The following is a 25296-nucleotide window of genomic DNA, read 5'->3' as shown; positions in this document are numbered from 1 at the left end:
ACATAATCAAATGAAATATTTAGCCATATTTTTATTTTTGATTCTGACTAAATTCTCTTTCGCGCAAATAGTAGAAAACATCGATACAATTTCTATTGATGATTATAAAATGGAAAGTATCAACTTACCGCCTACTTTGAACGAAATTTCGACTTTAGAATATGAAAAAGAAGATAAAAATGTGGCTTCTTTTTGGGGTTTAAACGATTCTGATTCCAAACCAGAATTGTATCGTTTTGATGCAAAAACAGGTAAAATTATCAATACTATTTTCATCACAAATGCTCCAAATATCGATTGGGAAGAAATGTCTTCGGATGATAATCGAATTTATTTTGCAGATTTTGGAAATAATTTGGGCAAACGAAAAGATTTAGCCATTTATTTTATCCAGAAATCAAACATCGATTATTCAAAATCTTATCAGCAATTAAAAGCTGAAAAAATAGAATTTTATTATCCAGAACAAGAAACTTTTCAGTTCAAAAATATGACGACAAATTGGGACGCAGAAGCATTTTTTGTCTACCAAAATCAATTGCATATTTTTACAAAAGAATGGTCAAATATGTCAACGTCTCATTATGTTGTTCCTATTGACTCTTCTAAAAAACACGCAGCCAAAAAGTTAGAAACTTTTCCTACAAATTACGCTGTAGCTGCTGCTTATATCGATGCTGATGTAAATAGTTCTACCAAAGGAATTTATCTATTGGGCTACACAAAAGAAGCGTTAACTTTTATCAATTGGTTCGATTTGCCAAAAGATAACAATCAGTTATTCTTCACTTCTCAAGTTAAAAAAATAAGTTTACCTTTGGGCTTCACGACACAGTTGGGACAATTGGAAGGTATTTCAGTTTTGCCAACCGAAAACAAAATTTGTTTTAGCGGAGAGGAATTTAATTATAAAGGATTCTATGCAAAACAGGTTGTACATTGCATCAATAATTTTACGAATTAAAAAACTAAATTTTGGGTAACACGGTAGATTTGATTAAAGCTCCGATCGCGGAGGAAATGAAATTGTTTGAACAGAAATTCTTCGAATCGATGAAGAGTAATGTTTCGCTTCTTGACCGTATTTCCAATTATATCGTGCGTAGAAAAGGAAAACAAATGCGTCCGATGTTTGTATTTTTAACTGCAAAATTAAATGGCGAAGTACAAGAACGTACCTATCGTGCAGCTTCTTTTATCGAGCTTATTCACACCGCAACTTTAGTACACGATGATGTAGTGGATGATAGTACATTGCGTCGTGGTTTCTTTTCACTTAATGCGATTTGGAAGAACAAAGTAGCTATTTTGGTGGGAGATTATTTTTTGTCAAAGACCTTAATTATTTCGACTAAAAACAAAGATTTTGATTTACTTGAAGTTGTTTCGGTTGCGATACAGGAAATTTCGGAAGGTGAATTATTGCAAATCGAAAAAGCGCGAAAACTTGATATTACAGAAGATGTATACTTCGAGATTATTCGAATGAAAACGGCAACGCTTATCGCAGCTTGTTGTGAGGCTGGAGCACGTTCTGTTGGTTGTTCGGAAGAAGTAGCGAAAAAAATGCATCGTTTTGGTGAATTGGTTGGAATTGCCTTTCAGATTAAAGATGATTTGTTTGATTATACCACTTCTAATGCAATTGGAAAGCCTGTCGGAATTGACATCAAAGAACAAAAAATGACGTTACCGTTGATTTATTCAATCAATACAGCGAATGAAAAAGACAAAAAATGGTTGATTAATTCGGTAAAACGTTACAACAATGACAAAAAACGTGTACGAGAAATTATTCAGTATGTAAAAGATCACGGCGGAATTGAGTACACGCAAAAAATGATGAAACAATATAGCCAAGAGGCTTTAGATATACTATACGAATTCCCAGAAAGTGAATTTCGAAATTCATTGGAAACAATGGTGAAATACGTTATCGAAAGAGAAAAATAACAAAAGGACTTCTAATTGAAGTCCTTTTTGTTTTACATTAAGAATTAACAGTTCTAAGCTCTGGATGCGATATTGAAACAAGTTCAATATGACTCCGATAAATTAAGATCTATTTTCAATAATAAATTAGCGGAAAATGTCAAGCTGAATTGAATTCAGCTTCTCATCACTTTAAAAACTAAATCAACCTCACGACATTACGAATTAAGTCAGCTTGGTTCTAGACACTTTGTTTACAACATAAAAAAAGCCATTACAAACCGTAATGACTTTATATTTTGATTAAAACCTTATTTTTAAATGGATTTCTGATAAATATAATCATCCATAATATATCCATTTCCGATATCAAATGTTTTTGATTCCATATTCTTGAAACCATTTTTCTCATAAAAACGAATTGCTTTCGCATTGTGTTTATTCACTGTTAAATGAACAGCTTTTGCACCTTTTTCTCTCGCATAATCTACAACTCTATTCAACATCAATTGTCCAATTCCTTTGGTTTGATTAGACTCTTTCAAGTAAATTTTGGATAAGAAAACAGTATTATTTTCATCTAATTTGTAATGCAAATAACCAGACGGAACATTATCAATTTTCAGGATTTCCCAAACATCTCCATTTGCAATTCCTTCGTTTACTTTGTCAGTATTATACATCATATCAATCATATAATTGATTTGATCTTGGGATAATAAATCTTTGTAACATTCGTTCCAAATCTCATTTGCTAAAGGTTGAACCAAATGAATATTTTTTTCATTAACCGTATGAAAATGAGGATAAACGTCCAATTTTACTGGATTTATTTTTTGATTAACTTCTAAATTTTGTAGAATTTCATCTTTACGCTTTTCGATATCTGCAGAAAACATTTCCATTGTCCATTTACGTTTAAGATGATAGTAATAGAAAACACCAATAAATAGAAAAATAATTGTTTCTCCAATCCAAACAAATTTTGACTTACTCAATTCAACAGGATTCATGATATCAATATCAATTATACTAGTTACTTTAAGAGCCACTAATGCAAATACTAATAGAACAATTCCAAAAAAATACATTCCAATAACACTTAGAATTGTTTTAACTTTGTTCTTCTTAAAAAACTTAGCTAAAAAATAATATTGTACCGAGAACAAAAATAATATAATAAAATCCACTTAATTTAAATTTTTATATCTCACAAAAATACGAAAAATATGCCCGCAAACATTTATATTTGTATGAAACATATCAAAACAAAAAGTGATTTATTATGTATAGCGATAAATTTCAAAACTACTTACAAACGCAATTGAATGATTTAGAAGAACAAGGATTATTCAAAAAAGAACGCATCATTGCTTCTCCTCAAAGTGCAGAAATTACATTAGAAAATGGTAAAACATTACTTAATTTTTGTGCGAACAACTATTTAGGATTATCTGATAATAAAGACGTTATCTCAGCTTCTCAAAAAATGTTAGATGACCGCGGATACGGAATGTCTTCGGTTCGTTTTATTTGTGGTACGCAAGATGTACACAAACAATTAGAGAAAAAAATCGCTAATTTCTTAGGAATGGAAGATACGATTTTATATGCTGCTGCTTTTGACGCAAATGGTGGTGTTTTTGAGCCTTTGTTTACAGAAGAAGATGCTATTATTTCTGATGAATTAAACCACGCTTCTATTATTGATGGTGTTCGTTTATGTAAAGCTGCTCGTTATCGTTATAAAAACAATAATATGGCTGATTTAGAGGCTCAATTAATTGTAGCTTCAGAAAAAAATCATCGTTTCAAAATTATTGTAACAGACGGAGTTTTCTCTATGGATGGTATCGTTGCAGACTTAAAAGGTGTTTGTGATTTAGCTGATAAATACGATGCTTTGGTAATGGTTGATGATTCTCACGCAACTGGTTTTATTGGAAAAACTGGACGTGGAACACATGAGCACAACGAAGTAATGGGACGTGTAGACATCATTACATCTACTTTAGGAAAAGCTTTAGGTGGTGCAATGGGTGGATTTACTTCTGGTAAAAAAGAAGTAATCGAAATGTTACGTCAAAAATCTCGTCCATATTTATTCTCTAACTCTTTAGCTCCTGGAATTGTTGGTGCTGCTTTACAAGTGTTAGAAATGTTAGAAAATGATACAACTTTACGTGATAAAGTAATGTGGAATGCTGAATATTTCCGCAAAGAGATGGTTGCTGCTGGTTTTGATATTCCAGAAGGTGATGCTGCAATTGTACCTGTTATGTTGTATGATGCAAAATTATCTCAAGTAATGGCTGACAAATTATTAGATGAAGGTGTTTATGTAATCGGATTCTTTTTCCCTGTTGTTCCTCGTGATAAAGCACGTATTCGTGTACAATTATCTGCTGCACATACAAAAGAGCAATTAGATCATACAATTGCTGCTTTTACAAAAGTTGGTAAAGAATTAGGAGTGATTAAGTAAGAATCCTCAATCTTTATATACAAGCCGTTTCATATTTCGAAACGGCTTTTTTTTATTTCTTTTGTAACAGTAAACAAGAAGCAGAATAATTTCGCTTAAAATATTTCAAATAATACTTCATCATAAATCTCCAATCTTGGAATTTATAAAAAGGAAGAAAAATTCGTATTAATTTAATCGGAATTAACCTTGGTTTATCCTTCAATTGTTGATAAAAACTATATCCTGTTGTAATTTCTCTAGCATCTTCCAATTCAAAATTTTGAAATAAATCTTGATATAATTTAGATGGATTTGGTCTATAGTAACTCTCTACCGGATCTGGAGCTGGCGGAAAAATAAAAGAATTAGTTACAATTAAATAACCATCTTTCTCCAAAATTTCATACAATATTTTACAAAGCTTTTTTCGTTGTTCTTGATCGATATACATCAACACATTATTGAACAAAATACATTTCACTTTATATTTTTTAACTTCCTCTAAAAAAGCTAAATCATATAAATCTCCTACCAAATCTACTCCATCAGCAGATTTCATATCTAGATGAATTACATTTTCAGCTTCATTTGGAACTAAACTGAATATATTTTTCTGAATATGACTTTGTCGGTTCGTTCTGTATTCTTTTGTAGAACTACCTACATTTAAAATTGGATATGAATTTGATGATAAATTATTTATTTTTTCTCCGATCCAAATTGATTCTTCAATTAGCATTATTTTCTAGATTGGTTAGTATAAAAGTAATCAAATTCTTCAAAGTATATAAATTTTTAAACGCCACAAATTGTCTCTCAAAATCCTTACTTTTACAACAACTCAACGAAAGAAAATTTCAAAATGGCTCAATTCATAGAAAATGTTGTAAAAGATTTAGTCCAAAATCAAAAAAACTTTATCAACACCACTTTAGTTTTACCAGGAAAACGTCCCATGTTATTCTTCAAACAAGAATTTCAGCGTCAAGCGCAAAATATCATTCTTCCACAAATGAAAAGTATTGAAGAATTGATGAGCGAACTTTCTGGTTTAGAAATTATTTCTGGAATTAATCTATGGTTCAAAGCGTATCAAGCTTATAAAAAAATCGTTGACAAACCTGATTCTTTCGAAGATTTTATCAAATGGGGACCAACTGTTTTGAAAGATTTCGATGATATCGATGCTTCTTTGCAACCTGCGCATAAAGTTTTAGACTATTTGGTTTCAGTGGAACGAATTAGTCAATGGGGAGATGGAAAAATTGAGATTGGAAAAAATGAAATCATTCAAAATCACTTAACTTTTTGGGGAATTGTTTCAAAATTATATTTTCAATTGCAACAAGATCTGTTGGATTCAAAAGAAGGTTATGCTGGAATGGTTTTCAGAATTGCGAGCGAAAAAGTTGAAGAAATTGTTGAAAATAGAACTTCACATTATGTTTTTGCTGGATTTAATGCCTTAACAAAAGCAGAACAAGCGCTTATTTTTCGTTTAGAAAAAGAGAATCTAGCCACTTTATATTTTGATGCGGATAAATATTATTACGAAAATCCTAATCAAGAAGCGGGTTCTTTTCTTCGAAAATATAAAGAGAAAATAAAACCGATAAATTGGGTGGTTGATGAATTTTCGAAGCCAAAAAATTTGCAAACAATTGGTGTTGCAAAGCAAGTTGGACAAGCAAAATATATTGCAGATTTAATTAGAAATCTCAACGAAGATGAAATAAAAAATACGGCTTTGATTTTGGCTGATGAATCTATTTTACCTTCAATTCTTAATTCATTGCCCGAAAATATCACGCACCTTAATATTTCGATGGGAATTCCCTTGCGTTCGGTTCCATTAGCGCAGTTTTTCAAATCAATTTTTGAGTTGCAAATGAATCGGGAGAAGTTAGGAAAAGGGACCATGTTTTATTTCAAAAATGTCTTACAAATTCTTGAAAATAAAACATTATCTCTTTTTAGCACAGAAGAAAGTCGAAAATTAATTGGAGATATTCGATTACAAAATAGAATATTTAATTCTCAAAATTCGATTCAGAATTCGTTAGGAGAATCAATCTTTAAATCTATTTTTCATATTCCGAAAAGTATCACTGAATTTATTCATCATCTAAAAAATTGGACAGACGATTTATTGCATCATCCTTCGATGAACGATTTGTTGATGAAAGAATATTTATTCTTTTTCAAAAAAGTTTTCAATCAATTGCATGAAAATTTGTTGAGTGTTGATGATATCAAAGATTATAGAACCTTGTTTTTATTATACAATAAAATCGTTTCTTCTGAGACAATTTCCTTTATTGGAGAACCTTTGAAAGGTTTACAATTGATGGGATTATTGGAAACTCGTTTATTGAATTTCGATAATATTATCATGACTTCTGTGAATGATGAAATTTTACCTTTGGGACGACAAAACAATACATTTATTCCGTACGATATTCGTAAACAAATGAAATTGAATACTTTTACAGAAAATGATTCTATTTATGCTTATCACTTTTATCGTTTGATTCAGCGTGCGAAAAATGCTTATTTCGTGTATGATACCGAAGCTGACGGAATGGGCTCTGGAGAAAAATCTCGCTTTTTAGCTCAAATCAAATTTGAAAGTAATCACGAAGTGAAAGAAACTTTTGCTGCACCAAGTTTTGTCACAAAACCTTTGAAAGAAATCATTGTTCCAAAAACTGATGAAACAATGGCAAAGCTTCAAAATTGGGCTGAATATGGAATTTCACCTTCTTCACTTTCGACCTATTTACGCAATCCGTTAGATTTTTATGAGCAACGTGTTTTTAATGTAAATGAAGTCGAAGAAGCCGAAGAAATTGTAAGCGCAAGAACATTAGGAAATATTGTTCATGGTGCTTTGGAGGATTTGTATACGCCTTATATTGGACATATTTTGCATGAAAATGATTTCAAAAATATCGAAAAAATAAAAGATAAAACCTTACAAGAACATTTTAGCAAAGAATATAAAGATGGACATTTGGATAAAGGTCCAAATTATTTGATTTATAAAATTGCAGAACGAATTGTAGATGGCGTTTTGTCTAAAGATACGACTACAGCAAAGGAAAATGAATTTGTAATTCGAGCTTTGGAAAGCAAGCACGAAGTTGATTTTGCACTTACAAATGGCAAAATTGTAAAACTGAAAGGGGTAATTGACCGAATTGATTCTGTCAATAATCAAATCCGAATTATTGATTACAAAACTGGTTATGCGAAAGATATTTCGGTGAAAACCGAAGAAATAGAAACCGTTTACCAAAAAGAAGATAAAGCGAAACAATTACAATTAATTTTCTACGCACATTTATTTTATGCAGACAAAGAAAACTTAACTAAAGACATTGAATTGTGTATTTATCCAATCAAATTTCCAAATAAAGAATTAATTAAACTTTCGGTTGATAAAAACACCACCATCGATTATTCGATTGTCGAAAATTCTACAGCACCGATGTCAACATTAATCGAAGAGATTTTAAATCAAGAAATTCCGTTCAAACAACCAGAATAGTACTCAATACACTATAAAGAAAACCCTTTGTAAACACTACATACAAAGGGTTTTATATTTAATTTGGTGTATAAATCAATTTATATTCTTAATAATTTGCTAAAAAATAGTAGTTTTGGAAAAGTTTAAAATCGCATAATGAAAAACAATAAACTTTTTATAGCTATTATTATTGCCCTTCTTATCGGGGTTGCGCTTGGAGGATATGTACATTATAATACCTCGCCAGAATTTATTAAAACATTTTCGACTAACATAAAACTTCTTGGTACTGTTTTTATTCGTCTTATTCAGATGATTATTGCGCCTTTAGTTTTCTCAACTTTAGTAGTTGGTATTGCTAAAATGGGTGATATGAAAATGGTTGGACGAGTTGGTGGACGTGCAATGGGGTGGTTTATCACAGCTTCTCTTACTTCTTTGGTGATTGGTGCTATTGTTATCAATGTAATGAAACCTGGAGAAGGATTGAACATTGAGATCGATTCAAGTTCTGCTCAAGATTTATTAAAAGGTCAAGCTTCGCTTACATTAGAGCATTTCATTACACATATGATTCCTAAATCTGTTTTTGAATCATTTGCAACAAATGAAATCTTACAAATCGTTGTTTTCTCTATTTTCTTTGGTGTCGCGATGGCAGCTTACGGAAAAGAAGGAGAAATGATTACGAAAGCGTTAGACAAAATTTCGCATATCGTCTTAATCATGGTTGGATATATAATGTGGACTGCGCCATTAGGAGTTTTAGGAACTATTTCTGCTGCTATTGCAACGTACGGATTCGGTATATTCTTACTTTATGTTAAATATTTAATTGCATTTGTAATTGGTATTTTGCTTCTTTGGGCTGTTTTAATTTTGGTTGGATATTTCATCTTAGGAAAACGAGTAATCGACTTATTAAGACACATCAAAGCACCTTTACTAATTGCTTTCTCTACAACTTCATCAGAAGCTGTATTCCCAAAATTAGTTGAAGAATTAGAAAAATTTGGAGCTCAAAAGAAAATTATTTCGTTTACTTTACCGCTTGGATACTCCTTCAATTTAGATGGATCAATGATGTACATGACGTTCGCATCGCTATTTATCGCGCAAGTTTATGGAATTCACATGCCAATCGAGAAACAAATTTTGATGTTATTAGTCTTAATGCTTACTTCAAAAGGTGTTGCAGGTGTACCAAGAGCTTCATTAATTGTAGTGGTTGCAACTTGTTCGATGTTTGGAATTCCACCAGAAGGAATCGCATTGATTTTACCAATCGACCATTTCTGTGATATGGCACGTTCGATGACGAATGTTCTTGGAAATGCTTTATCGACTGTTGCAGTTGATAAATGGGAAGGACACCTCGCAATTGAGCAAACATATACACACGATGATGATCATCACAAAGCTTAAATAAATTGCTTTTCAAAAATATAACAAGAAATGCGACCTAATAAAGGTCGCATTTCTTGTTATAATATCATTCGTTAACCGATTACAATTCGTTATATTTCGGAAATTTAGGATGAACAATTCGTTTCCATTCCGGATGCTTTTTGATGTAGGCATACACATAAGGACAATACGGAAACAAAGGATTTTTATGTACCTCCAAATAAAACAATGTTTTTTCTACCAAAGCAGCCGCAACGCCTCTTCCTCCTAATTCTTCAGGAACTTCGGTATGAATCAATTTAATGATATCATCTTCTTGTTTATAATCTATAAAAGCGATGTATCCATCAACATTCAACTCAAAGCGCGAAGTTGATTCATTTTTTAGAACCTGTAAAGGAATTAATTCTTCATTCATTTTATTTCTTTTTTTATAACAATAATCCGATAAAAATCTGTTTTCAGAATTGATATACATCAAAAAAGCAACCAAAAATTTTGATTGCTATTTCCTACTATTTTATACTGATTTCAATTCTATTAACGTGATTTCTGGCCAAATCCCAACTCTTCCAGGATAAAAATGATAACCAAAACCTCTATTCACATTGATGATCTTTCCTTCAAAATCATAAAATCCTGCCCATTGCGGATATACATATTGCGCAGGACTCCAACGCAAACCAATTTTCGGAACTTCAATTCCCAACTGCATTCCGTGCGTATGTCCAGACAAAGTCAAGTCAAAATGTTTGGTATGATTCTTCAAAATTTCATTCCAATGCGAAGGATCATGTGACATCACAATCTTAAAATCTTCTGCATTTACATAATTCGAAGCTACATCAATATCTCCTAATTTCTTAAATCGTGTTCCCCAATTCTGAACGCCAATTAACGCAATTTTTTCACCATTCTTTGTAATAAATCGGTTTTCATTCAATAATAATTTCATTCCAATCTTAGGGAAAATCGCTTTGATTTTCTCGAAATTATCTTGTTTTTCTTCCTCCGTTTTCCAATCCGAATATTCACCATAATCATGATTTCCTAACACTGCAAAATTTCCGTGTGGCGCTTGTTTTATTTTCGAAAAAACATCGTACCATTTATCCATTTCCCAATGAAAATTATTCACAATATCTCCCGTAAACAACAATATATCAAACTCTTGTTGATTGATTAAATCGACTGCATATTCTATCTTTTCACGATTATCCAAACTTCCCGAATGAATATCTGTAATATGTAAAATCTTGAAACCATCAAACGATTTTGGTAAACGTTGATACGCTAATTTTTTCTTGATTACTTTGAAATTATATTTTCCTAAAGTCATTCCATAAATCAAACTAAAAAAAGGTATTGAAGCCACTGTTAATCCAGAAATCATCACAAATTTTCGGCGAGAAGGTAAATAAGAATCTTCTTTTGTTGGATGATTTGTTGCACAATTAAATAGCCAACCAAATCCTCTAAAAATATCTTGAATCAAGAAAAATAGAACCAAAATAATTCGAGGAAAACCAAACAACATAAACAAACCTGTTGCCCACATTGTCATTTGTGTTTGACCGACATTACGATCAAAAAAGATTAGATTATATCCAAAATTACCCAAAACAAGTAACCACAAAAGCATATTCCCAAAAAGAATATAGTTGTTTTGAATGAATTTTTTAAAGTTAAAATACAGGTAAATTTCAAGTATTATTGAAATAATTATTGACGTGATAACACTATAAACAAACATTATTTTATTTGATTTTGAACAAAAATAAACGAAATCTTTTTAACAGTGATTCATTATTAAATTCTTAACAGAACATTATAAAATTTATAGATGATTCTACACAAAAATTTGCGTGATAAAAACGTAACTTTGTAGCATATTTTTAAGCATAAATTATGAAAAATAGACTACCTGTAACGGTACTTTCTGGATTTCTTGGAAGCGGAAAAACAACACTTCTTAATCATATATTACACAACAAAAAAGGGCTAAAAGTAGCAGTTATCGTAAACGATATGGGTGCGGTAAATATTGATGCGCAAATGGTTTCACGTGAAAATGATTTAATTCAAACGGATGAAAAATTGGTTGAATTGAGTAATGGTTGCGTTTGTTGTGAATTACGAGAGGATTTGATTGTAGAAATCGAGAAGTTAGCACAATCAGGGAAATATGATTATTTGGTTATCGAAAGTTCTGGTATTTCTGATCCAGGTCCTATTGCGCAATCATTAGATTTTGTTTCGCCTGATGGTAAAATTGATTTGCCAAAAGTTGCACGTTTAGACACGTTGGTAACAGTAGTTGACGCTTATAATTTCTTCAAAAATTTAGGAACTGATGAAGATGTTTTTGATCGTGGTTTTACAGAAAACAGAGAAGATAATCGTCCGATTGTGAATCTTTTAATCGATCAAATTGAATTTTCGAATGTGATTATTCTAAATAAAATGGATTTGGTTGAAGAAGAAACGTTGATGAATATTGAAGCGTTTGTGACTAAATTAAATCCTTCTGCTAAAATAATTCCTGCAAGTTTTTCTCACGTTGAATTAACTGAAATTTTGAACACCAATCTATTCGATTTTGAGAAAATTCAGGATATGGATGCTTGGGTAAAATTATTAGAAGAGCAAGAAAAAGAGGAACATCACCATCATCATCACGACCATGATCACGAATGTGGTGAACATTGTACGCACGAACACCACGATCATTTGGAAGAAAAATATGGAATGACTTCTTTTGTTTACAGACAAAAAATTCCATTTCATGCAGAACGTTTTTTAACGTATTTGAATGATAATTTCCCTGCAACTATTTACCGTTCGAAAGGTTTATTTTGGTTAGCAAATCGTCCTGATGAAGCTATATTCTTGAGTCAAGCTGGTGGTAGTATCCGAATTGATCCTGCGGGGGCTTGGTGGTGCTCGATGCCATATGACGAAAGAATTCAGTTTGCAGCGTATCAATTTAATCAAAAAACGATTGATGCAAAATGGTCGAAAGAATGGGGAGATCGAATGATAGAACTTGTTTTTATTGGACAAGGTTTGGATAAAGAAAAAGTTACACAAGAATTAAATTCTTGTTTGCTAAATGAGCAAGAAATTGCAGAATGGCAAGCAAAACATAATTAAAATAAAAGAGCCTTATTTCGATTTGAAGTAAGGCTCTTTTTCTTATCATCCTTGTTCTAAAAATTTAAATAGATTTATTTCATTTATCAAATTCACTTGTTCTTTTCTAAGGCTCGGTTAATTACAAACAGCTATGTTTATCCTTTCCCGAGGACTCAGTTGATTACAAACAAGTGCGTTTATAATAAAATCTTCTTGACAGACATTACAAACAAGTATGTTTGTAATAAAATCTTCTTGACGAACATTATAAACAAGTATGTTTGTAATAAAATCCTCTTGACAGACATTATAAACAAGTATGTTTGTAATAAAATCTTCTTGACAAACATTACAAACAAGTATGTTTGTAATAATATTTGGAACGGATATTTATATTTTTTGCTTCTGATTGAACGAATAAATCAAGTAAAATAGAAATGGTAAAATAAATATCGAACCGAGTAATAATGCCCAAGCTAACATATTTATTGTGCTCATTGCACCATAATCTTTCAATAAAGATAATGTTGAACCATCTTTGAATAATACTAAATTTGGAAAGTGTGAATAAGATGCTGCAAACAAAATCATCATCACAATTATTCCTGCATAAACCTTCAAAAGAGAATCTTTCGCTTTATTTAAGGCAGAAAGTAATAATACAATCGAGATTGAAGCAATTGCGATTGCGATATAACCGTAAATTTCTGATGTTATCCAACTAAATAATGGAATGTTTTTCCAAAGTGAAACAGCAAATACCAATGCTCCAGCAACAAAAATTAAAGCTGTATAAATCTTAGCACGTTTTCTCAAAATCACTTTATCTTCTTCGTTTTTAACAGTTTGAATGGAATAAACCGAAGCCAAGAAAGCACAAATCACAACAGTGAAAATTCCGACCGAAAAATTAAACCAACTTAACCACGAAAATATATACGCATCTTGAAAGGAAAGTGCATTGTCATCAATACTTCCCGAAACGATAGATCCTGCTATTATACCCAAAAACAAAGGTGTTACAACACTTGAATAAGTAAAAATGACATCATACAAATTGTGCCATTTATCGTTGATTGCATCATAATTTCTGAACGTAAACGATGTTCCACGCGCTATGATTCCCAACAACATAATCACCAACGGAATATGTAAATAATTAGAAACATCTGCATAAACCTTAGGAAAACCGACAAACAAAATCACAATGGCAATAATTAACCACATATGATTTGCTTCCCAAATTGGTCCAATCGAATTGTACATAATCTTCTGCGTACGTTTTTTGTAACTCTTTTCAGAGAATAATTCGACAATTCCAGCACCGAAATCTGCTCCACCTAAAATTAAATATAAACAGATGGCAACCCACAAAAATGCTATTACTACGTAAATCATACTTAATGTTTTTCTGGTTTATAATTTGGATCTTCTGGATCATAAAGCTTCGCAACCATTTGTATTTGTCGATTCATTAAGAACACCAAAATAATGGACAATGTGATGAATACAAACGTGAAAATGTAAAACGAATATTGGATTCCTGGCATTGGCGTGATGGAATCTACCGTTCGCATAATTCCGTAAATAATCCACGGTTGACGACCAACTTCTGTTACCGTCCAACCTGCTTCTAAAGCGATATATCCAAAAGGTGTCGCAATCATAAACAATTTATAAAACCAGCGTTTTGTTCGCCAATCTTTCTTAAAAAATTGCGCAATCAAATAAATCACAGCTATTCCCATCATCAACATTCCGAATGTTATCATAATCTGAAAAGCATAGTGTACAACTGCCACAGGCGGCCACTCATCTTTCGGAAATTCTTCCAATCCTTTTACAGGCGTTTTGAAATCTGAATGAACCAAGAAACTCAACACACCTGGAACTTTTATTGCGTATTTAATTTCCTCTTTTGATTCGTCCACAATTCCTCCCAAAACAAATGAAGCACTTTCTTCTGTTTTGAAATGCGCTTCCATCGCAGCCAATTTAATCGGTTGACGTTTTGCTACATCTTTCGCTGAAATATCACCACTCAAAGGTGCTAACATTGCTGCTGTAATTGCTAAAACAGAACTAATTTTGAATGCTTCGCGATGAAAATTTACATTCTTACCTTTCAAAATAAGATAAGCATGTAAACCCGCAACCGCAAATCCAGTCGCACAAAAAGCTGCAATTGTCATGTGCAATGCTTGTGAAAACCACGCATCGTTGAACATAGCTTTTACAGGATCTATGTTAAGATATTCGCCATTTACAAAATCGAAACCTGACGGAGAATTCATCCAAGCATTTGCTGCAACAACCAAAATTCCTGAAGCTAAACCGCTAATTCCTACAATTACACCACAAATCCAATGAAACCATTTATTGAATTTGTCCCAACCATAAAGGAAAAACCCTAAAGCAATTGCTTCAATAAAAAAAGCTGTTCCTTCTAACGAAAATGGCATTCCGAAAATTGGTCCAGCGTGTTCCATAAATTTAGGAAACAATAATCCTAACTCAAACGAAAGCATTGTACCAGAAACTGCTCCCGTAGCAAATAAAATCGCAACTCCCTTACTCCAAGCTTTGGTTAACCCTTTGTAAATTTCGTTTTTAGTTTTGAGGTATTTGTAGTGAGCAATTGCCATCATAAAAGGCATCACCATTCCAACACACGAAAAAACAATGTGAAAGGCAAGCGACATCGCCATTTGACTTCTGGCAGCAATAAAATCGTCCATAAGTAATTGTTTATAATTTGTTTGTTGGTTAAAGTTACTAAATAAAAAGAGGCAATTCTATTTTGAATTGCCTCTTTTTTATATGATTTTGATTATAATAATCTATTTAGACGTAGCTGGTAATAACCATTTGAATTGTGGTCCATCTTCAGGAATCACAATACGTTGCGAAATTCTATCCATTCTATCTGGGAATTTCATAATGTAATCTCTTGCTTTTTCAGCCTCGGCATTCAACCCAGAGATTTTATCCAATTGCCAAGCTTCAATTAATTTTCGCATAATATCGATGTAATCAAATGCTGTGTACACACCAATACGTTGCGCTGCATCAGAAAACGCATCAAACAAAGTTCCTCTTTCTTCTCCAGAAGCTCTTAAGAAATGTGCTGGCATTACAATTTTAAGTTTGAACATATGTTGAACAGCTAACATCATTTCTGAAGGATCAGCTTCGAAAATACGACGAACGAACTCTGTGTAAGCTAAATGGTGACGCATTTCATCTCCTGCAATAATTTTACACATACGCGATAATTTTTTCGCTCCGTATTTTTTTGCAATTGCTGATACATTATTATGCGATACATATGTTGCTAATTCTTGGAAACTTGTGTAAACAAAGTTTTTATAAGGATCGTGTGCTGTTCCAATATCAAATCCGTCATTTATCAAATGCTGCGTTGTTACTTCAACCTCGCGCATATTGATACGTCCTGATAAATACAAAAATTTATTCAAAACATCACCGTGACGATTTTCTTCTCCAGTCCAATGGCGAATCCATTTTGCCCAACCATTTTCTAGGTAATTCCCTTCTTCATCTACTACTCCATCCATCTGCATCAACCAAGATTCGTAGGTTGGCAAAGCTTCTTCGGTAATGGTATCTCCAATCAATGTAATCCAGAAATCATCTGGCAAATCTTTCGAAAGCTCTTGTAATTCTTTGATTTCGTCAAAAAAAGAATCTGTTTGAGAATTCGGTAAAAAATCTGTTGGTTGCCAAATTTTATCGGCTGGAACTAAGAATTTGTCCATATAAGCATCAATATCTTTCTCAAGAAATTGCATTACTTCCAGGCGAACATTTTTTATTGACATATAATTATTTTATGCGGTTATACTACTTTTTACAGTTTTTTCGGTAAGCTCGAATATTTCATCAAACTTATAGTCACTCACTTTTAAGGGTTTATGGTATTGTATCGTTACTTTCGCGCCCAAATACATCGGGAATTTACCCCACTTTTCTATTTCCCACGTATTATTTAGCGTAACTGGAACAACATAAGCGTCTTTAGCATATTTCGTCAAAACTTTCAATCCATTTTCTTTGAAAGCCTTTGGTACTCCATTTTTGCTTCTTGTACCTTCTGGAAAAATAATGGCTGAATAATTATTTTTCTGAATGTATTGCGCTAATTTTTTTATTTCTTCTATTGCTTGTTTTCCGTTCTTACGATCGATTAATGCAGAACCTCCATGTGTTAAATTGTACGATACACTCGGAATTCCTTTTCCTAATTCTATTTTCGAAATAAACTTTGGATGATAATCAGCCAAATCATATTCCAACGGAGAAATATCATACATACTTTGGTGATTACTCACAAAAATTAATGGTACATTTTGTATCAAATTTTCGTGTCCCTTATAGGTATATGTTGTACCCAAAATTCTTGTCCAAAAAACCAAAAGACCATTCATCACTTTTACACTTTTGTGATGAGCAGCATAACCTCCCAAATTGTAGCACAACCATTGCACAACATGCATTACCAACAACGTTAATCCATAAAAAATATAAAAGATTATAGATAACGGATAACTTAAAATTTTCTTCAACATTAGAAATTTAGACAAATTTAATAAAAAATTATGCTAAGCATAATATATTTTTCTTGGCGATTTACTTTATTAATTTCAAAGTTAGCTTTTCTTGATGAGCTTCATCATAAAAAGTAATTTGATTTGATGATTTTACTTTAAAATATGCAGTTTTTTGCAAATTTTGAATCAAATTTTGAGGAATTTCGCAATCAGAATTCACTTGTTTTAAATGATTAAAAATTATTGCTTGATTTATTTTGGTATAATCAGCCGTAATTATTCCGCAAGCCGTTTTCATCACCATCTTTTTGGTTGCATCTTCAAAAATAATGTAATCTCCTCCATCATTTATATTCCATTTACCCGACAAATCGCTAATTTCTGGAGTCACAACTTTAGTTTCGGTAACTGTTTTGGTTGGTAAACAACTTATTAATCCTAAAAAGAAAAACAAAAGTATTGCTTGAATTGTATATTTCACGTGGTTTTATTTGTAACGAAGGTAGAAATATTTTGAATATTACGGATTGATTTTTTTAATATTCAATTTTATTAAGAAATTTGTTGTCTAAATAAGAAACAATGGCAAACACAATGAAAGGAGAAGTTTTTACGGATCAAAATAACATCAAAAAAGTAAAAATTGAACGAAAACCAAGTTTTCCTAAAATCTATATTTTAACCGATGATTGTCAATTTGTGGAAGATGGTTTATACGAATTAGATTTTTTTGAAACGCCAAGTGTTACCAATTTCAAATCTGAATTGAATCCAACTATTCCTGCAATTAACTTTAAACAATTGAGTGAAAAAGGAAAAGATTTTTTACAATAATATGCTGAAATAATTTTCTCTAAAAACACAATTAAATAACAACACAATATCCATTGTTGAAAAAATAGAATTCTACATTTTTTCTCCTACTTTCCTTCGAGGTTTCTTCGACCGTTGTTCGACGAAAATGCCGTTTCGTCGAACAACGGTCGAAGAATGGTCGAACAACAATCGAACAAACTAAAAAACAACTAAAAATTCATATCGCTCAAAACGATGATAAATAGAGGCATAAAAAAGAATTTTTCTTTTTACTAATTGAATAAATAATGATAGGACAAATACGGACACAAAAAATGTTTTTTTTATAATTATTCTAACTTTTTAGTATCTTTATGAATCTTCGTTTTTTGAAAAATCAATAAAAGACGAAAATTTATTAAAAACTTCCTCCGAAATTAGCACCTTCAAATAGTTTTAAAATTCCAAAAAAAGGAATAAAACTTAAAAGTAATACAAGATATAATATCCTATTTTTATAGTTAAAAATAATGGATATTACTGAAAAAAGTGGACATAAAATAAAAGACCCAAATCCAGTAATAGCTATAAAATCGAACATAAAATTTTGATTTCTTGCTATTTCAGTTCCATCAATACTATACATAACAATAAAGCATAGAAAGAAGAATATTGTCAATCCTATAAATACTCTTGATATGTTGATTTTGGTTGGCTGATTCATACAATTTATTTGAATAAAAATAAGTAAACTTTACAGAAAGCATCTCACTGAAAATAGTGATTTACAATTTTGCTTAAAATTTGATTGTATTGAAGCAGTAATAAACAAAAAACCCATACTGATAATCAGTATGGGTTTTCTTTAGATTGTGATCCAGTCAGGATTCGAACCTGAGACCTACTGCTTAGAAGGCAGTTGCTCTATCCAGCTGAGCTACTGGACCAATCCAAAATTCTATTACTAAAATTCGTCGTCCTGTCGGGACAATTTTCGAACCATTTTATTAATGATTTAAAACTGTTGTTGTCCGATATTGACTTTTAATATCATAGAAAATTCAAGTAAATGAACTTTATCTTTTTTTATTAACGGTGCAAAAATATGCATTTATAGTAATACAAAGCAACAATTTCGTTGCGAAAATTTCGAAATAATTTATAAAAAACTCTATGCCAATACTTTAATTAAAATTATAAGACAATTTTAAAGCATAAAAGATTAATTTAATCAGTATTTGCAAATAATATGAGTTCTATAAACGCTAAAAATGTTATTGGTAATAATTTAGTAAATTGTATTTACAGCATTTAATTTTTATATAACTATACATACATAACTTCATTTAGTGTATGAAATGTCACACATTTAAACTCTGTTTTCATTTTTCGTCCTGCTCATCCATTCTTTTGATAAGTGCATCGCGAAGACTATCGAGAAATTTGGTTCGATTTATCTTCCTTCCTTTTAATTCTAAATAAGAATGATAGAAGTCTCCTAAATCAATATTAAACATATTCTCAAATGTTTTTGCTATAACCTTAATATCAATATTACCATTTTCAATTGAACCATTGGAATGTAGAGAATAGATTAACTCAACCAAAGCTGTTTTACTACCAGTCCAATTTAAACTTAAATTTTTTGATATATGTTTTTTATTATTGTTATTCAATTGGTCTTCAAGATATACCTGTATTAAATCGTTGGCAATAATTTTAGCTACTTTATAATCGTGTGAGGTTGCAAATTTATGATCTGCTTCAAAATAATAAGTATCTAAGCTTAATTTTATATCATGATTTCCTCTGATAAAGTATTTTTTATCTAAATGGGTGCTATTAGTTCTGTAGTATTTATAAAATTCCAAATTAGCATCAAAAAAACGCTTGATCTTACTAAGCTCAAGATTGAGATATTGTTTAATAATTTTATCACCTCCTCTGGGCCGTTTTGTTTCAATTTTATATATAGAATTTAAATATATCAATTTTGAAACTAACTGAGGTTTAAGTTGTTTGAAAAAGAATATTTCTTCATCTTCATCTTTGAATCCTTTTTTCTTGACATATTCCTTTGCCGAATCAAGCCTTTGTAAAACTAATACAATAGCATTTTCATACAACTCTAACGAGTTATTGCTATGCTCGTAAGTCAGTTCAGTTATTCTATCATCCAATTCATTCATCAAAGAATGGCAATAATCTATCATTAAAACAAGGATTTTAAATTTAAAAACTGGCATAAAAAATAAAATGAGGTAATAATTGCAGGCATCCTACAATAAATTACCTCATTTTAAATTGCGATAGTACAATTATTTAAAAGAATACTATCCATTATCACTCTCAGGATAAAATATAGAGTGATAAATTACTCTGCTAAAGGTTCTGCTTTAAATCCTTTTCTCTTAACGATAGCGATGATCTCATCTTCTGTAATTCCTTCTGATTTTACAGTTAAGATTTTATCATTATTAGCTGTATCTACATTCCATTCACAGATACCTTCCGCACTGTCAAAATCTGCTTTTACTTTTGATACACATCCTCCACAATTAAGGTTTGTCTTGAATTGAAATTCTTTATTTTCCATTTTTTAATTTATTTATAATGTATATTTATACTACAAAATTCTGTATTTTCTTATTTTTTTTATTATGATATTCCTTGTTTGATTTACGATTTTTACTGATTTTTTTTAGTGTTTGTGATGATGATTATGACCTTCGCTCGTTTTGTTACCCTCAGCAACATGTACCGTAAAATCTACAGTGTGCACTTTATTACTAATCTTAAATTGCATCCACATTCTATATAAACCTGGTTTCTTGATCAGTGTTTCTGCATAAATCTGATAACTTTCATTAGACATTGGGTGAATATGCAAAAATTCTTTTTCAGCTTTGCTTATCATTACAATATGAGCTTTTGCTCCTAAATAGTTTTGCAATTCAGCGTCATTAATCTTGTTACCATTTTTTAGAATCTCAAATTGCAATGGCTGGCTTGTATTTGTTTTCAAATCTGCACCATTCAATAATTTGGCAGTATAACCATCTGATTCCGATTCAAATTTTGCATTTGTATCTAACTGTGCTATTTCTGTAGTATTTCCTACTACATTTAACGAATGTTTGTAAACATTCCCTTCCTCGTTCTCAGGCTTATAATCTACAAAAAATAAGTAGTCCCCAGCAGTTGGAAATATTTCATCAATAAGATAAGAACCGTCTTCTTGTTCAATGGGATGGATATGGTCAAACCAAGTTAGTTCTTCATTCACAACTAGAAGATGCATTTTCATTTCATGTACTTCTTCTAATGACACAACTTTATCTTCGTTCTTTACAATGATTTTAAACTGCGTCGATTTCCCTGCTTCAATAACTTCAGGTTCAGAAGATATAATCACATCAAAATGTTTTGCTGTTCCTTTATTTTCTGGAACTAAATTCATTCCACATTTTGAACATTTATCACCTTTATTCCCTTTGACTTCTGGGTGCATAGGGCAAATAAATATATTTTCGCTGCTGGATTGATGTTGTGTATTCATAATATTTTTTTTTAAAACGTTAATTATTTTGATATTATAACTTGATTCTTTTCTAATTACAAAGTTCCTTATTATTTCGTTTTTATTAGTTACGATTTTTTGGAAGATAATTGTGATTTTTACTGATTCTCGTGCGCGCTCTTATTTGTCATTGTAATTTTAATTACCGCAATTAATGTAATAAGAAGCATTGGAATTAAAACAATATTAATGCCATTCCAGCCCCAATTATTAAATAAACTTCCTGCAAAAAAACTGGCAATACTGATTACTGCAAAAACCGTGAAGTCATGAAATGCTTGTGTTTTTTCTTTCTCTTCAGGTCTATATACTTGTGTTAATAATGCGGATCCACCAATAAACAAGAAGTTCCAACCTAAACCAACAATAAATAATGCCGATACGAAATGTGTAAAATCGGTACCAGAAAGAGCAATGAAAATATAGAGAAACAAAATCGACAATCCAGTTGTAATGATTCTATAAACTCCAAATTTCTGAATGAGGATGCCTGTAAAAAATGAGGGCAAAAACATACCTAACACATGCCATTGAATTACAGTTGCCGAATCATCAGAACTATGACCGAAACCATGCATTGCAATAGGCGTAACCGTCATAGACATTCCCATCACCGCAAAAGCTGTAGCTGATGAAAGCACAGCTAAAACGGCATCTTTACTTTTGAAAATTTCTTTTAATGAACGACCTTTTTTTAAAGATTCATTATTTCGAGCTACCGGCTTTGCTTGAAATTTAAGTAACGAAACTACTCCAAATGCCAAGACACTTAAAAGTACAATAGAAAAAAAAGAATATGCATAAGGCATGCTTCCCAAATGCTGTGTAAATCTTGCCAAATTAGGTCCCGCAAATGCTGCAACGACACCTCCGGCAATCACAAAAGAAATGGCTTTACTCTTTGCATTATCCGGCACAGAATCTGCAGCCGCAAAACGATAATACTGTGAAAACCCTTGATAAGCGCCAATCAACATATTTCCAATAGCAAAAATCCAGAACGAATTCTGAACAATTCCATACCAAGAAACTAAGCCAGCAAGAACGCCTATCAATGTTCCAATCATAAAGGCTTTCCTTTGACCTAAATTTTTAATAATTATTGACGCTGGAATCATCATAGCTGCTGCGCCAACTGTAATCATCGCAACTGGAATGGTTGACATGTTTTTATCAGAAGCCATAACCATTCCTACAATTCCTGAAAGTGTAATGACTAATATCGATGCGGTCTGAAATAATGCTTGTGATAAAAACAAGAGGTATACATTATTCCATTTTATTTTAGCTGTCATAATCTTAAAAATTTACAATACAAAATTGTCAAATTAGTTTAATCTTCTTGTTGTGATATTTCTTGTTTGATTTATGAGGTTTACTGATTATTCCGTACTTGTGTAAAATAAAAAACGGTTATGACGTAATGTAATAACCGTTTTTTATTTCCCTTTGTTGTTAATATTAATAATTAACTGATAAACCTACTCCAAAGCCCATATCGCTATCATAATGTGTTCTCACACCGATATGTCTTGTAAGGATATATCGCAAATCTGCCATATATTCCATATCCGTATTTACCATAAACCCTGCTCGCAATCTTTTGGAAAGAGGTATATCCTCTCGCATTAGCGAAACACGAAAAATACCATCGTGATATACCTCCGCTTGTACATTAACCAACATAGGTAAGGTATACATAACACCAAGACTAAATGCTCCTCGTTTATCTTTTTTATTTACTTGTCCAAAAAGATTTTTTTCATGCTCATCCATTCCCATTTTACGATAACGCCAGTCGAAACCAATAAAAGGCATCAACCATTGCATTTTTCCTATATAACGACCAAAATGAGTTTCCACTTCGTAACCGTGCATATCATTGTAACCTAATCTCCATTCTGTACCCAAACTATATCGAGCATTCATAAACATCATTTCACCGTCATTACCATTGGTCGCAAAATCATTCTGAGCCATAAAATGGATCATATTACTTTCACGCTGTAACATTTTATAGGCTTTATCCTTATTGGGCAAATAAGGGTTTTTATAATCACCCACAGCAAAAACTTTGTTCATACCTGCCATCATGTGATACAATATATGACAATGAAAAAACCAATCACCTTCTTCATTTGCGAGGAATTCAATGGTATCGGTTTCCATCGGCATAATGTCAATGATGTTTTTCATCGGAGCGTTTTCTCCTTTATCGTTTAGTAATCTAAAATCGAATCCGTGTAAGTGAATAGGATGTCGCATCATCGAATTATTATAGAGTGTAATGCGCAATACTTCGCCTTTCTTTACAGGTATTTTATCGCTTTCAGATAGTACTTTATCATCCATACTCCATACATAACGGTTCATATTTCCGGTCAATGTAAACTTCAATTCTTTTACGGGTGCATTTTTAGGTAGTTCAGTATTATTTGGAGATTTCAGCATGGCATAATTAAGCGTTACAATCTCGCTTAATGCATTCGCATTATAGCGATTTGGATCTTCATTCATATTCATCTCACCATGGTTCATTTGACTATGATCGGTTTTTTCAGCACTTTGCTTCATGTTCATATCTCCATGATCCATTTTGCTATGATCCATTGCTTCGTCTATTTTCTTTCCTTTTTTCTTTTCCTCGCCCGTAATCTCTGGATACATAACGACATTCATATCCATTTGATTCCAACTCATATTCATTCCCATATCATCAAGGTCTCCATTCATTTTCATCATATCGTTCATCATCTTCATACCTTCAAAATATTTAAGACGAGGCATGGCACCAACCATTGTTTTCTCTCCATTCCCGATAAAATAACTGGTAGATTGGGTACGATCTTCTGTTGTAGCCATGAACTCATAAGCTTTACCGTTTTCAGGAATGGTAACCACCACATCATACGTCTCTGAAACCGCAATTATTAGACGATCAACATCTACAGGTTCTACGTCATTTCCATCACTAGCCACCACTGTCATTTTACCACCAGCATATCTTAACCAGAAGTAGGACGATGCACCTCCATTAGAAATGCGCAAACGTACTTTATCACCTGCTTTCAGAGATTTACCATCTATCGATTTCAAATCTGTCAAATGATTTCCATTCATCAATACTTTGTCGTAGTAAACATCACTTACGTCCATCGCCATCATACGTTTCCATTCATTTTTCAGTTTTGTTTTGAAATTTCCTGTACGAATAGCTTCCGCATAACTTTGAGTTGCTCCCTTTTGTATAGCGAACCAGTCGCTTGCGTTATGTAGCATGCGATGAACATTTTCCGGCTTAAGATTTGTCCATTCACTTAACATAATGGGTATTTCTGGCAAATCGTCAATCCCTTTTCTAAATGTTTTATCATCAGCTTTCTTATGCATGATAAAGCTCCCATACATACCAATCTGCTCTTGCAATCCTGAATGAGAATGATACCAATGCGTTCCCGTTTGAATAATAGGGAAACGATACGTAAAGGTTTCACCAGGTTCAATGGGCATTTGCGTTAAAAAAGGAACGCCATCTTCTTTATTGGGCAGAAATAATCCGTGCCAATGCAATGAGGTACTTTCTTTAAGTTGATTATGTAACACTATTTCTGCCGTATCGCCTTCAGTAAATTCAAGTGTTGGCATTGGTATTTGCCCATTTACAGCGATTGCTCTTTTTTCTTTGCCTGCATAGTTTACGATGGTATCTTTTACATACAAATCGTAACGTACTACTTTTTGGGCTATACCGACCTGTGATATGAAGAGCGCTAACAGAGTTAGCAGCAACAACTTTTTGTGAAGAAATTTTTTATTATTCATTTTAAAAATCGCATTGGTTATACAAATATTAAAAGGCATTGTTCCCTGAGCAATG

At 31.9% G+C, this 25296-nt stretch carries 22 protein-coding genes and 1 tRNA gene; 7 read left to right on the top strand and 16 right to left on the bottom strand.

Annotation, left to right across the window (positions count from 1 at the left end):
* Window positions 1-10: 10 nt before the first annotated feature.
* Together FH779_RS05935 and FH779_RS05930 are read left to right on the top strand one after the other, a co-directional pair.
* Window positions 11-964: a hypothetical protein gene (locus FH779_RS05935; RefSeq protein WP_125350211.1), complete on the top strand. Its 954-nt coding sequence runs from the start codon at window positions 11-13 to the stop codon at window positions 962-964.
* Between the two features lie 56 nt (window positions 965-1020).
* Complete coding sequence (locus tag FH779_RS05930; protein WP_180906365.1) at window positions 1021-1953, top strand: polyprenyl synthetase family protein; 933 nt, start codon at window positions 1021-1023, stop codon at window positions 1951-1953.
* Between the two features lie 296 nt (window positions 1954-2249).
* Here the strand turns inward: FH779_RS05930 and FH779_RS05925 are convergent, their stop codons facing one another.
* Window positions 2250-3122: a GNAT family N-acetyltransferase gene (locus tag FH779_RS05925; protein WP_244958030.1), complete on the bottom strand. Its 873-nt coding sequence runs from the start codon at window positions 3120-3122 to the stop codon at window positions 2250-2252.
* A 95-nt stretch (window positions 3123-3217) separates the two neighbouring features.
* Between FH779_RS05925 and kbl the strand changes: the two genes are divergently transcribed.
* Complete coding sequence (kbl, locus tag FH779_RS05920; protein WP_114999975.1) at window positions 3218-4417, top strand: glycine C-acetyltransferase; 1200 nt, start codon at window positions 3218-3220, stop codon at window positions 4415-4417.
* 52 nt (window positions 4418-4469) lie between these two features.
* Here the strand turns inward: kbl and FH779_RS05915 are convergent, their stop codons facing one another.
* Window positions 4470-5138, bottom strand: coding sequence for a CheR family methyltransferase (locus tag FH779_RS05915; RefSeq protein ID WP_180906364.1), 669 nt, complete (start codon window positions 5136-5138; stop codon window positions 4470-4472).
* Window positions 5139-5261: 123 nt separating this feature from the next.
* Here FH779_RS05915 and FH779_RS05910 point away from each other — a divergent pair, with 123 nt between their 5' ends.
* Window positions 5262-7949: a PD-(D/E)XK nuclease family protein gene (locus FH779_RS05910; protein WP_180906363.1), complete on the top strand. Its 2688-nt coding sequence runs from the start codon at window positions 5262-5264 to the stop codon at window positions 7947-7949.
* Window positions 7950-8087: 138 nt separating this feature from the next.
* Window positions 8088-9356 (top strand): dicarboxylate/amino acid:cation symporter, encoded by a 1269-nt coding sequence (locus FH779_RS05905; RefSeq protein WP_180906362.1) that lies wholly within the window; start codon window positions 8088-8090, stop codon window positions 9354-9356.
* Window positions 9357-9438: 82 nt separating this feature from the next.
* Here FH779_RS05905 and FH779_RS05900 read toward each other — a convergent pair whose 3' ends face one another.
* On the bottom strand, window positions 9439-9756 hold the full coding sequence (locus FH779_RS05900) for a GNAT family N-acetyltransferase (protein ID WP_180906361.1): 318 nt from the start codon (window positions 9754-9756) through the stop codon (window positions 9439-9441).
* A 102-nt stretch (window positions 9757-9858) separates the two neighbouring features.
* Window positions 9859-10980 carry a metallophosphoesterase gene (locus FH779_RS05895; protein ID WP_317169019.1) on the bottom strand — a complete coding sequence of 374 codons (1122 nt, stop codon included), beginning with the start codon at window positions 10978-10980 and terminating at the stop codon, window positions 9859-9861.
* Between the two features lie 266 nt (window positions 10981-11246).
* On the opposite strand from FH779_RS05895, the gene FH779_RS05890 reads away from it, so the two are divergent.
* A complete protein-coding gene (locus FH779_RS05890; RefSeq protein ID WP_180906359.1) occupies window positions 11247-12491 on the top strand; it encodes a GTP-binding protein in 1245 nt (414 codons plus the stop codon).
* A gap of 372 nt (window positions 12492-12863) precedes the next feature.
* On the opposite strand, the gene FH779_RS05885 is transcribed toward FH779_RS05890, so the two are convergent.
* The 5 genes from FH779_RS05885 to FH779_RS05865 all read right to left on the bottom strand — a co-directional run bounded on the left by FH779_RS05885 (window position 12864) and on the right by FH779_RS05865 (window position 17525).
* Window positions 12864-13871 carry a cytochrome d ubiquinol oxidase subunit II gene (locus FH779_RS05885; protein WP_038333674.1) on the bottom strand — a complete coding sequence of 336 codons (1008 nt, stop codon included), beginning with the start codon at window positions 13869-13871 and terminating at the stop codon, window positions 12864-12866.
* Between the two features lie 2 nt (window positions 13872-13873).
* Window positions 13874-15211, bottom strand: a complete 1338-nt coding sequence (locus FH779_RS05880; protein WP_180906358.1) for a cytochrome ubiquinol oxidase subunit I — start codon at window positions 15209-15211, stop codon at window positions 13874-13876.
* Window positions 15212-15313: 102 nt separating this feature from the next.
* The gene (locus FH779_RS05875; RefSeq protein WP_038333672.1) at window positions 15314-16315 is read right to left on the bottom strand and encodes an acyl-ACP desaturase; all 1002 of its coding nucleotides are present in this window, start codon (window positions 16313-16315) and stop codon (window positions 15314-15316) included.
* A 9-nt stretch (window positions 16316-16324) separates the two neighbouring features.
* A complete protein-coding gene (locus FH779_RS05870; RefSeq protein ID WP_180906357.1) occupies window positions 16325-17059 on the bottom strand; it encodes a lysophospholipid acyltransferase family protein in 735 nt (244 codons plus the stop codon).
* Window positions 17060-17123: 64 nt separating this feature from the next.
* Window positions 17124-17525 (bottom strand): hypothetical protein, encoded by a 402-nt coding sequence (locus FH779_RS05865; RefSeq protein ID WP_180906356.1) that lies wholly within the window; start codon window positions 17523-17525, stop codon window positions 17124-17126.
* 101 nt (window positions 17526-17626) lie between these two features.
* Here FH779_RS05865 and FH779_RS05860 point away from each other — a divergent pair, with 101 nt between their 5' ends.
* Window positions 17627-17878, top strand: coding sequence for a hypothetical protein (locus tag FH779_RS05860; protein ID WP_180906355.1), 252 nt, complete (start codon window positions 17627-17629; stop codon window positions 17876-17878).
* A 379-nt stretch (window positions 17879-18257) separates the two neighbouring features.
* Here the strand turns inward: FH779_RS05860 and FH779_RS05855 are convergent, their stop codons facing one another.
* The 7 genes from FH779_RS05855 to FH779_RS05825 form a co-directional block, all read right to left on the bottom strand.
* Window positions 18258-18563: a hypothetical protein gene (locus FH779_RS05855; RefSeq protein WP_180906354.1), complete on the bottom strand. Its 306-nt coding sequence runs from the start codon at window positions 18561-18563 to the stop codon at window positions 18258-18260.
* A 149-nt stretch (window positions 18564-18712) separates the two neighbouring features.
* Window positions 18713-18786: transfer RNA gene (locus FH779_RS05850), tRNA-Arg, on the bottom strand.
* A gap of 435 nt (window positions 18787-19221) precedes the next feature.
* Window positions 19222-20052, bottom strand: coding sequence for an RteC domain-containing protein (locus FH779_RS05845; protein WP_038330969.1), 831 nt, complete (start codon window positions 20050-20052; stop codon window positions 19222-19224).
* A gap of 161 nt (window positions 20053-20213) precedes the next feature.
* Window positions 20214-20435: a heavy-metal-associated domain-containing protein gene (locus FH779_RS05840; RefSeq protein WP_038330965.1), complete on the bottom strand. Its 222-nt coding sequence runs from the start codon at window positions 20433-20435 to the stop codon at window positions 20214-20216.
* Between the two features lie 105 nt (window positions 20436-20540).
* On the bottom strand, window positions 20541-21398 hold the full coding sequence (locus FH779_RS05835; RefSeq protein ID WP_228388405.1) for a heavy metal-binding domain-containing protein: 858 nt from the start codon (window positions 21396-21398) through the stop codon (window positions 20541-20543).
* Between the two features lie 119 nt (window positions 21399-21517).
* Window positions 21518-22714: an MFS transporter gene (locus FH779_RS05830; protein ID WP_038330962.1), complete on the bottom strand. Its 1197-nt coding sequence runs from the start codon at window positions 22712-22714 to the stop codon at window positions 21518-21520.
* A gap of 166 nt (window positions 22715-22880) precedes the next feature.
* The gene (locus FH779_RS05825; protein WP_038330961.1) at window positions 22881-25241 is read right to left on the bottom strand and encodes a multicopper oxidase domain-containing protein; all 2361 of its coding nucleotides are present in this window, start codon (window positions 25239-25241) and stop codon (window positions 22881-22883) included.
* Window positions 25242-25296: the final 55 nt, after the last annotated feature.

The organism is Empedobacter falsenii (assembly GCF_013488205.1).
GTDB classification, from domain to species: domain Bacteria; phylum Bacteroidota; class Bacteroidia; order Flavobacteriales; family Weeksellaceae; genus Empedobacter; species Empedobacter falsenii_C.
The sequence above is the reverse complement of the archived record's forward strand: the minus strand, read 5'-3'. Positions and strand labels throughout refer to the sequence as shown.

Excerpts from the sequence above, each read along its gene's own strand:
- FH779_RS05830 (WP_038330962.1), bottom strand. The coding sequence starts at position 22,714 with ATGACAGCTAAAATAAAATGGAATAATGTATACCTCTTGTTTTTATCA.
- FH779_RS05845 (WP_038330969.1), bottom strand. The coding sequence starts at position 20,052 with ATGATAGATTATTGCCATTCTTTGATGAATGAATTGGATGATAGAATA.
- FH779_RS05875 (WP_038333672.1), bottom strand. The coding sequence starts at position 16,315 with ATGTCAATAAAAAATGTTCGCCTGGAAGTAATGCAATTTCTTGAGAAA.
- FH779_RS05840 (WP_038330965.1), bottom strand. The coding sequence starts at position 20,435 with ATGGAAAATAAAGAATTTCAATTCAAGACAAACCTTAATTGTGGAGGA.
- FH779_RS05930 (WP_180906365.1), top strand. The coding sequence starts at position 1,021 with ATGAAATTGTTTGAACAGAAATTCTTCGAATCGATGAAGAGTAATGTT.
- FH779_RS05880 (WP_180906358.1), bottom strand. The coding sequence starts at position 15,211 with ATGGACGATTTTATTGCTGCCAGAAGTCAAATGGCGATGTCGCTTGCC.
- FH779_RS05935 (WP_125350211.1), top strand. The coding sequence starts at position 11 with ATGAAATATTTAGCCATATTTTTATTTTTGATTCTGACTAAATTCTCT.
- kbl (WP_114999975.1), top strand. The coding sequence starts at position 3,218 with ATGTATAGCGATAAATTTCAAAACTACTTACAAACGCAATTGAATGAT.
- FH779_RS05890 (WP_180906359.1), top strand. The coding sequence starts at position 11,247 with ATGAAAAATAGACTACCTGTAACGGTACTTTCTGGATTTCTTGGAAGC.
- FH779_RS05910 (WP_180906363.1), top strand. The coding sequence starts at position 5,262 with ATGGCTCAATTCATAGAAAATGTTGTAAAAGATTTAGTCCAAAATCAA.
- FH779_RS05900 (WP_180906361.1), bottom strand. The coding sequence starts at position 9,756 with ATGAATGAAGAATTAATTCCTTTACAGGTTCTAAAAAATGAATCAACT.
- FH779_RS05855 (WP_180906354.1), bottom strand. The coding sequence starts at position 18,563 with ATGAATCAGCCAACCAAAATCAACATATCAAGAGTATTTATAGGATTG.
- FH779_RS05825 (WP_038330961.1), bottom strand. The coding sequence starts at position 25,241 with ATGAATAATAAAAAATTTCTTCACAAAAAGTTGTTGCTGCTAACTCTG.
- FH779_RS05835 (WP_228388405.1), bottom strand. The coding sequence starts at position 21,398 with ATGAATACACAACATCAATCCAGCAGCGAAAATATATTTATTTGCCCT.
- FH779_RS05915 (WP_180906364.1), bottom strand. The coding sequence starts at position 5,138 with ATGCTAATTGAAGAATCAATTTGGATCGGAGAAAAAATAAATAATTTA.
- FH779_RS05860 (WP_180906355.1), top strand. The coding sequence starts at position 17,627 with ATGGCAAACACAATGAAAGGAGAAGTTTTTACGGATCAAAATAACATC.
- FH779_RS05895 (WP_317169019.1), bottom strand. The coding sequence starts at position 10,980 with ATGCTTTTGTGGTTACTTGTTTTGGGTAATTTTGGATATAATCTAATC.
- FH779_RS05905 (WP_180906362.1), top strand. The coding sequence starts at position 8,088 with ATGAAAAACAATAAACTTTTTATAGCTATTATTATTGCCCTTCTTATC.
- FH779_RS05885 (WP_038333674.1), bottom strand. The coding sequence starts at position 13,871 with ATGATTTACGTAGTAATAGCATTTTTGTGGGTTGCCATCTGTTTATAT.